8 protein-coding genes, 1 tRNA gene and 1 pseudogene are annotated in these 5,463 nt (G+C 63.8%); 3 read left to right on the top strand and 7 right to left on the bottom strand.

All coding sequences use genetic code 11. The features are described 5' to 3' along the window. From ACE3UY_RS19950 to ACE3UY_RS19920, 7 genes are all read right to left on the bottom strand, one after another. Positions 1-209, bottom strand: a 209-nt coding sequence (locus tag ACE3UY_RS19950; RefSeq protein WP_374689232.1) for a hypothetical protein, incomplete at its 3' end; no start/stop codon positions are given. Positions 210-213: 4 nt separating this feature from the next. Beyond that, positions 214-669: a C39 family peptidase gene (locus ACE3UY_RS19945; protein WP_374689231.1), complete on the bottom strand. Its 456-nt coding sequence runs from the start codon at positions 667-669 to the stop codon at positions 214-216. Next, positions 626-991, bottom strand: coding sequence for a hypothetical protein (locus ACE3UY_RS19940; RefSeq protein ID WP_374689230.1), 366 nt, complete (start codon positions 989-991; stop codon positions 626-628). The genes ACE3UY_RS19945 and ACE3UY_RS19940 overlap by 44 nt, the downstream gene beginning before the upstream one ends. A gap of 8 nt (positions 992-999) precedes the next feature. After that, complete coding sequence (locus ACE3UY_RS19935) at positions 1,000-2,028, bottom strand: LLM class F420-dependent oxidoreductase (RefSeq protein WP_374689229.1); 1,029 nt, start codon at positions 2,026-2,028, stop codon at positions 1,000-1,002. A 3-nt stretch (positions 2,029-2,031) separates the two neighbouring features. Next, positions 2,032-2,421 (bottom strand): type II toxin-antitoxin system VapC family toxin, encoded by a 390-nt coding sequence (locus ACE3UY_RS19930; protein WP_374689228.1) that lies wholly within the window; start codon positions 2,419-2,421, stop codon positions 2,032-2,034. Next, on the bottom strand, positions 2,387-2,665 hold the full coding sequence (locus ACE3UY_RS19925) for a CopG family transcriptional regulator (RefSeq protein ID WP_374689227.1): 279 nt from the start codon (positions 2,663-2,665) through the stop codon (positions 2,387-2,389). Before ACE3UY_RS19925 ends, ACE3UY_RS19930 begins: the two co-directional genes overlap by 35 nt. Before the next feature lie 110 nt (positions 2,666-2,775). Next, positions 2,776-2,848, bottom strand: a tRNA-Glu gene (locus ACE3UY_RS19920). A 79-nt stretch (positions 2,849-2,927) separates the two neighbouring features. On the opposite strand from ACE3UY_RS19920, the gene ACE3UY_RS19915 reads away from it, so the two are divergent. The 3 genes and pseudogenes from ACE3UY_RS19915 to ACE3UY_RS19905 all read left to right on the top strand — a co-directional run. Next, positions 2,928-3,839 (top strand): GNAT family N-acetyltransferase, encoded by a 912-nt coding sequence (locus tag ACE3UY_RS19915; protein WP_374689226.1) that lies wholly within the window; start codon positions 2,928-2,930, stop codon positions 3,837-3,839. A gap of 155 nt (positions 3,840-3,994) precedes the next feature. After that, positions 3,995-4,921, top strand: a complete 927-nt coding sequence (locus ACE3UY_RS19910; protein WP_374689233.1) for an AAA family ATPase — start codon at positions 3,995-3,997, stop codon at positions 4,919-4,921. 101 nt (positions 4,922-5,022) lie between these two features. Beyond that, positions 5,023-5,463, top strand: a pseudogene (locus tag ACE3UY_RS19905) (hypothetical protein); the annotation flags it as partial.

The following is a 5,463-nucleotide window of genomic DNA, read 5'->3' as shown; positions in this document are numbered from 1 at the left end:
TAGGCGTCGAGCACCTGGCTCTTGGACAGCCACGGCAGCCCCCGCCGCGCGAAAGCGCGGACGAGGTGGTTGTAGCGCCGGCCGGTCAGCGGGCGCGTCTCGGCCAGCGCGGCGATCAGCTCGACGAACAATTCCTCACGGCCGTCGAGGGTGACCGGCCGGTTGCGTTCCAGCCAGAGGGTTTCGCGTTGTGATAACGTGCCTGCCATAGAACTACTGGCTCGTGATCGGCGTTAGCGTCGCCACTGTGTAATCGAAGAACGACCACGCCAGCATGAACGCTTCAACTGTGGTCGTTTTCGGGGCATCCGCGAAGGCGGGAACGTATGCTTGTTCCCCATCTGATCCGGCCAGCACGACGGCGTGCGCGGTATCGACGCTCCAGTATGGCAACTCCCCGGTGCGTATGAACACGATGCACGGGATGCCCTGGCCGAGCGAGTTAACGAGAAGCTCGAACGAACCTTCCAAATAAGCGACGTTGAAGCCGTGCTCTCGAAGGCGGCCAATGTTTCTGGCCGGAGTGCCGGTCCCGGTCGTTCGAAGCCAACGGGCAATATCGCCCTGGTATAGAGGTTGGCCCCAATAGGCGCAGACCATTGCCGCGCAGGGCGGCAAGCACCAACTAGGCTCGATCTGCGTCTGGTGCGGAATGTTGAGCAAGGACATGGGCCTGGTCTTCTATAGTTTTGAGAGACTCCGGCGAGTATAGAACTTCCCCGGTCTGAGCATCTACGTCCAGTACACCCACTTGCCCCACGGGGCCGCGCGCCGGTGAGGACAGCCACACGGGAACGCGCCAAAGAAGCCTCGCGCCGGCCACCAGGTTTGGCGCCTCTCCATAGAGCAGATTGCCGACGTGATCGAGCAGCAGCTTGCTGACCTTGCGCTGCGCCGACTGGGCCGTAATGCCCAGATGCGCGGCGACGCTGATCTCGATCCTGACGTCGGCCTGCGCCGGGAATTGGATGGTAGACAGTTCAGCTTCCATGGGTTGCCTCACTCCGACGCCAATTCTACCATACTCCGCAACGTCGCGACGTCGAAGACCGTCATGTTGAGCGTCGTCACCGGGCTGGCGCGCCAGATGGACAGGCGCTCCCGCACGCGCTCGCGCGGGCCGACGAGGGCCACGGCGTCGATAAGCTCGGCCGGCACGCGGGCCATCGCCCCGCCCTTGTCGCCCGACAGGTAGAGGTCTTGTATCTCGGCCGCCGCGCCCTCGAAGCCGTAGCGCACGGCCAGATCGTAGTAGAAGTTCTTCCCCCGCGCCCCCATGCCGCCGACGTAGAGGGCCAGCATCGGCCGTAGCATGTTGTAGCACACGTCCAGGTTGTCGTTGATGACCACCGAGACGGTCGGGGCGATGTCGAATCCGTCCATCGTCTTGCCCGCCTTGGCCAACCCGGCGTCCACGTGCGACTTGAAGACCGCGTCGTACTGCTCCGGCGCGAAGAAGATGGGCAGCCAGCCGTCGGCGATCTCGGCCGCCAGCTCCACGTTCTTGGGGCCGATGGCCGCCAGGTAGATGGGGATGTTGGGGTCGGCCTTGAGCGTGCTCTTGAGCGGCTTGCCCAGCCCGGTGGCGTCCTCGCCGCGGTAGGGGATCTGGTAGTGGCGTCCCTCGAAGGTCAGCGGCGACTCGCGGCGGAAGATGTGGCGGACGATGGTGACGTACTCGCGCGTCCGGGCCAGCGGCTGGGCGTAGCTGACGCCGTGCCACCCCTCCACCACCTGCGGCCCCGACAGCCCCAGCCCCAGCAGGAAGCGCCCACTGGAGAGTTGGTTGAGCGTCATGGCCGTCATGGCCGCGTTGGCCGGCGTGCGGCCCGGCATCTGCATGATGGCCGTGCCCAACCGGATGTCGCGTGTGCACGCCCCCAACCAGGCCAGCGGCGACACGGCGTCGGAGCCATACGCCTCGGCCGTCCAGACGGCGTAGACGCCCAGGCGGTCAGCCTCCTGAACGAGTTCGATGGGTAGTTGCATCTGGCCGGCCGCGTAGCCGAGCATGAGTCCTAGGCGCATGGGTTACCTCTTGTAGGGAACTACCAAATTCGAGAGCATGGGGAAGTGGCGCTGATTGAACGAGATGAACTCTACTCCCAATAACTCAGCCGTTGCAGCGAGCAGCGCATCGTTAAACCCTGTTCCGTGGCTCTGCTTGTACTGCTGACGATAAAGACCACCTTGTCGGGCAATCGCCCCGTCAACAGCGATCACTGTGAGAGCGGACACGAAATCATCCAGCAGTTTTCGCTCCAAGTCACTCCGCGCCCCAACATATAGTTCGGCAACGGAGACGGCCGAAACGAGCAAGTCACCTTCTAGACTGTCAACATAGGCGATGGCCTGCTCCTGGTTACGCAGATACTCAACGAGTACATCAGTGTCCAACAGGTAGCGGTTGAGTCTGTTCATCGGTTAGCTCTTGATCTGACTCGCGGCGAAGTTCCTCGAAAAATGCGGGCAGGTCATCTCGATCAGCCCACATGCCGGCGGCTTGGTGCATCAACTCGCGGCGATTATCTCCAATCTGTTGAGCGATGTAATAGTTAATCGCTTCACGAATGATCTCGCTCTGCGTTTTTCCGCGCCGTTCGGCAACTGACTTGACTGCCTTTTGCTGCTCTTTTGTCAGGTAGATTTGTGTTCGCTCCATCATCGTCCTGCTCCATAATGATGTATAGCGGTAATGTATATAGATCCTGCTGAGAAGTCAAGCGCGATGAAAGCAAAAAGCCAGCCCACTCCGGCTGGCTTTCGCTCCACTAGTGCCCTCACGGGGATTCGAACCCCGGTCTTAGCCTTGAAAGGGCTACGTCCTGGTCCCCTAGACGATGAGGGCAACAGAGGAGATTCTAACACCGGCCCGGCCGCCGGTCAACATTTCGCGCCATGGACGGCCGCGCTACAATAGCCGCGCCATGTCTACTCGAATCAGCCTGTTCGATCCCTACGAAATCCGCGACTACCACCCCGACGACGCCGCGCCCCTCTTCGTCGCCCACGCCGCCATCGCCGCGGCCGAGGCTGACCAGCTGCTCACCTGGACGCACCTGCTGGAAGAGCGCCTCGAGGCCGGCGGCCACGTCTGGCTGGCGGCGCGCGGCCAGCGGCTGGCCGGTTACGCCGCCATCGATCCGCTGCCGGGCCTGCCCGGTGTGGTCGACCTGAGCGGCGGCGTCGTCCCCGCCTGGCGGCGGCAAGGGCTGGGCACGCGGCTGCTGCGCCACGTGGAGACGGCCGCCACGGCGCTGGGCGTCCGGCAACTCTCCTGCCGGATGGACACGCTGGAAGACGAGGCGGCCCGCTTCCTGATGGGGCGCGGTTTCTTTGTCGAGCATGAGGAGTGTATGCTGGAACTGGCCGACCTGAGCGAGCTGCCCGTCGAGCCGGCCGGCCCGCCGGGCGAGATCGTCACCTATCCCCAGGCGCGGGCCGTGGCCGAGTTCTGCCGCCTCTACGAGCGCAGCTTCGAGGGCGCGCCCTGGTCGCAGCCCTACACCGAGGCGGAGGTGTCGGCGACGCTGGCCCGGCCGGAGGACTTGCTGTTCCTGACCCAAGACGGGGAGCCGATTGGCGTGGTCTGGCACGAGCGGCTGCCCGATGGCCGCGGCCGGGTGGAGCCGCTGGGCATCGCCCGCGCGCACCAGGGGCGGGGCCACGGCCGTCGACTGCTGCTGGCCGCGCTGCACGGCCTGCGGCGGCAGGGCGCGCTGCTGGTCGAGATCGGCCTCTGGCGGCAAAATGACCCGGCCATGAACCTATACCAAAGTCTAGGTTTCACGGAGGCGACCAACTGGTATTATCTGGCGCGAGACTTGCCGGTGGTCTGAAGGCTGAATAAGAGCCGGCGGCAACCCGTTGCGTCGCGGCGGCATTGTCCATACAATCTTGGGCGTGCGACACGCTTGGGCGTGCGACACGCACCCTTTATCGTTAGCCCCGGCCACGGCCGGCTTGCAGGTTAAAAACGGAGACCATTCGTATGATGTTCAAAGATACGGCCGATGTAAGCCAGCGTTTGGGCAAACAGCAATACATCGCCTCCGATGAGATCGCCACGGTCGTCTATCTGGCGCAATCGCTGTGCAAGCCGGTTCTGGCCGAAGGCCCGGCCGGCGTGGGCAAGACAGAACTGGCCAAAGGGTGGGCGGGGGCGCTGGGCGCGCCGCTCGTCCGCCTCCAGTGCTATGAAGGGCTGGACGAGAGCAAGGCGCTCTATGAGTGGGAGTACGCCAAGCAGATGCTCTACACCCAACTCCTGCGCGACACGCTGCGCAACGTGCTGGGCGACGTGAGCAGCCTGGCCGAGGCCGCCAGCCGGCTGGCCCAGGAGGAGGATGTCTTCTTCTCGGAGAACTTCCTGTTGCCGCGCCCGCTCCTGAAGGCCCTGACTTCCGACGAGCCGGTCGTCCTGCTCATCGACGAGATCGACCGCGCCGACGTGGAATTCGAGGCGTTCCTGCTGGAAGTGCTGAGCGACTTCCAGGTCAGCGTGCCCGAACTGGGCACGATCCATGCCAAGCATCAGCCGATGGTTCTCCTGACCAGCAACAACACCCGCGAATTGAGCGAAGCGCTCAAGCGGCGGTGTCTCTACCTCTACGTCGGCTACCCCTCGCTCGAAGCGGAACTCGACATTGTGCGCCTGAAGGTTCCCGACCTGCGGCCGGAATTGGCCCGGCAGGCCGTGGCCGTGGTACAGCAGTTGCGCAACATGGATCTGCGCAAGGTGCCCAGCATCAGCGAGACGCTTGACTGGGCCCGCGCCCTCGTCGCCCTCAACGCCCGCGCCATCGACGAGACGACGATGCACCACACCCTCACCGTCCTGCTCAAGTACGAGGCCGACGTGCAGAAGGCCAAGCGCATGATGGGCAACGGCGGCCGCAGCCGCCCCAGCGGACGAGGATAAGAGGAGTTATCCGCAGATTAGGCAGATTTGGCAGATTTCTTTCTTTAATCTGCCAAATCTGCCTAATCTGCGGATAAAGTTTCTGGGCGGAGGAATAAGAGATGGACGACCGGATCATTGACTTTGTGCGCGGCCTGCGGGCCGCCGGCGTGCGGGTATCGATGGCCGAATCGATGGACGCCATGCGCGCGGTCGAAGTCCTGGGCATCATGGACAAGGAGCTGTTCCGCCAGTCCTTGCGCGCTACGCTGGTGAAAGAGTCCGACGATTTCGCCGCCTTTGAAGAGCTGTTCCCCCTCTACTTCGGCAGCGGCGGCCCGCCCATGCAGAGCGCCATGGAAGAGCTGTCCGAGGATGATCAGGAGATGCTCCAGGCCGCCCTCCAGGCGTTGAGCGGACGCCTCCAGCAGCTCATGGATTGGTTGACCAGCGGCGAGGGGCCGACCAAGGAAGAACTGGACGAATTGGCCGAGCGCGCCGGCATCCAGTGGGCCAACAGCCCGCAGGAAGGGCGCTGGGTGACCCGCCGCATGCTTCAGCAG

Source organism: Promineifilum sp. (SeqCode) (genome assembly GCF_041918635.1).
In the GTDB taxonomy this organism is placed as follows: Bacteria; Chloroflexota; Anaerolineae; order Promineifilales; family Promineifilaceae; genus Promineifilum.
The sequence above is the reverse complement of the archived record's forward strand: the minus strand, read 5'-3'. Positions and strand labels throughout refer to the sequence as shown.

Excerpts from the sequence above, each read along its gene's own strand:
- ACE3UY_RS19945 (WP_374689231.1), bottom strand. The coding sequence starts at position 669 with ATGTCCTTGCTCAACATTCCGCACCAGACGCAGATCGAGCCTAGTTGG.
- ACE3UY_RS19940 (WP_374689230.1), bottom strand. The coding sequence starts at position 991 with ATGGAAGCTGAACTGTCTACCATCCAATTCCCGGCGCAGGCCGACGTC.
- ACE3UY_RS19935 (WP_374689229.1), bottom strand. The coding sequence starts at position 2,028 with ATGCGCCTAGGACTCATGCTCGGCTACGCGGCCGGCCAGATGCAACTA.
- ACE3UY_RS19930 (WP_374689228.1), bottom strand. The coding sequence starts at position 2,421 with ATGAACAGACTCAACCGCTACCTGTTGGACACTGATGTACTCGTTGAG.
- ACE3UY_RS19925 (WP_374689227.1), bottom strand. The coding sequence starts at position 2,665 with ATGATGGAGCGAACACAAATCTACCTGACAAAAGAGCAGCAAAAGGCA.
- ACE3UY_RS19915 (WP_374689226.1), top strand. The coding sequence starts at position 2,928 with ATGTCTACTCGAATCAGCCTGTTCGATCCCTACGAAATCCGCGACTAC.
- ACE3UY_RS19910 (WP_374689233.1), top strand. The coding sequence starts at position 3,995 with ATGTTCAAAGATACGGCCGATGTAAGCCAGCGTTTGGGCAAACAGCAA.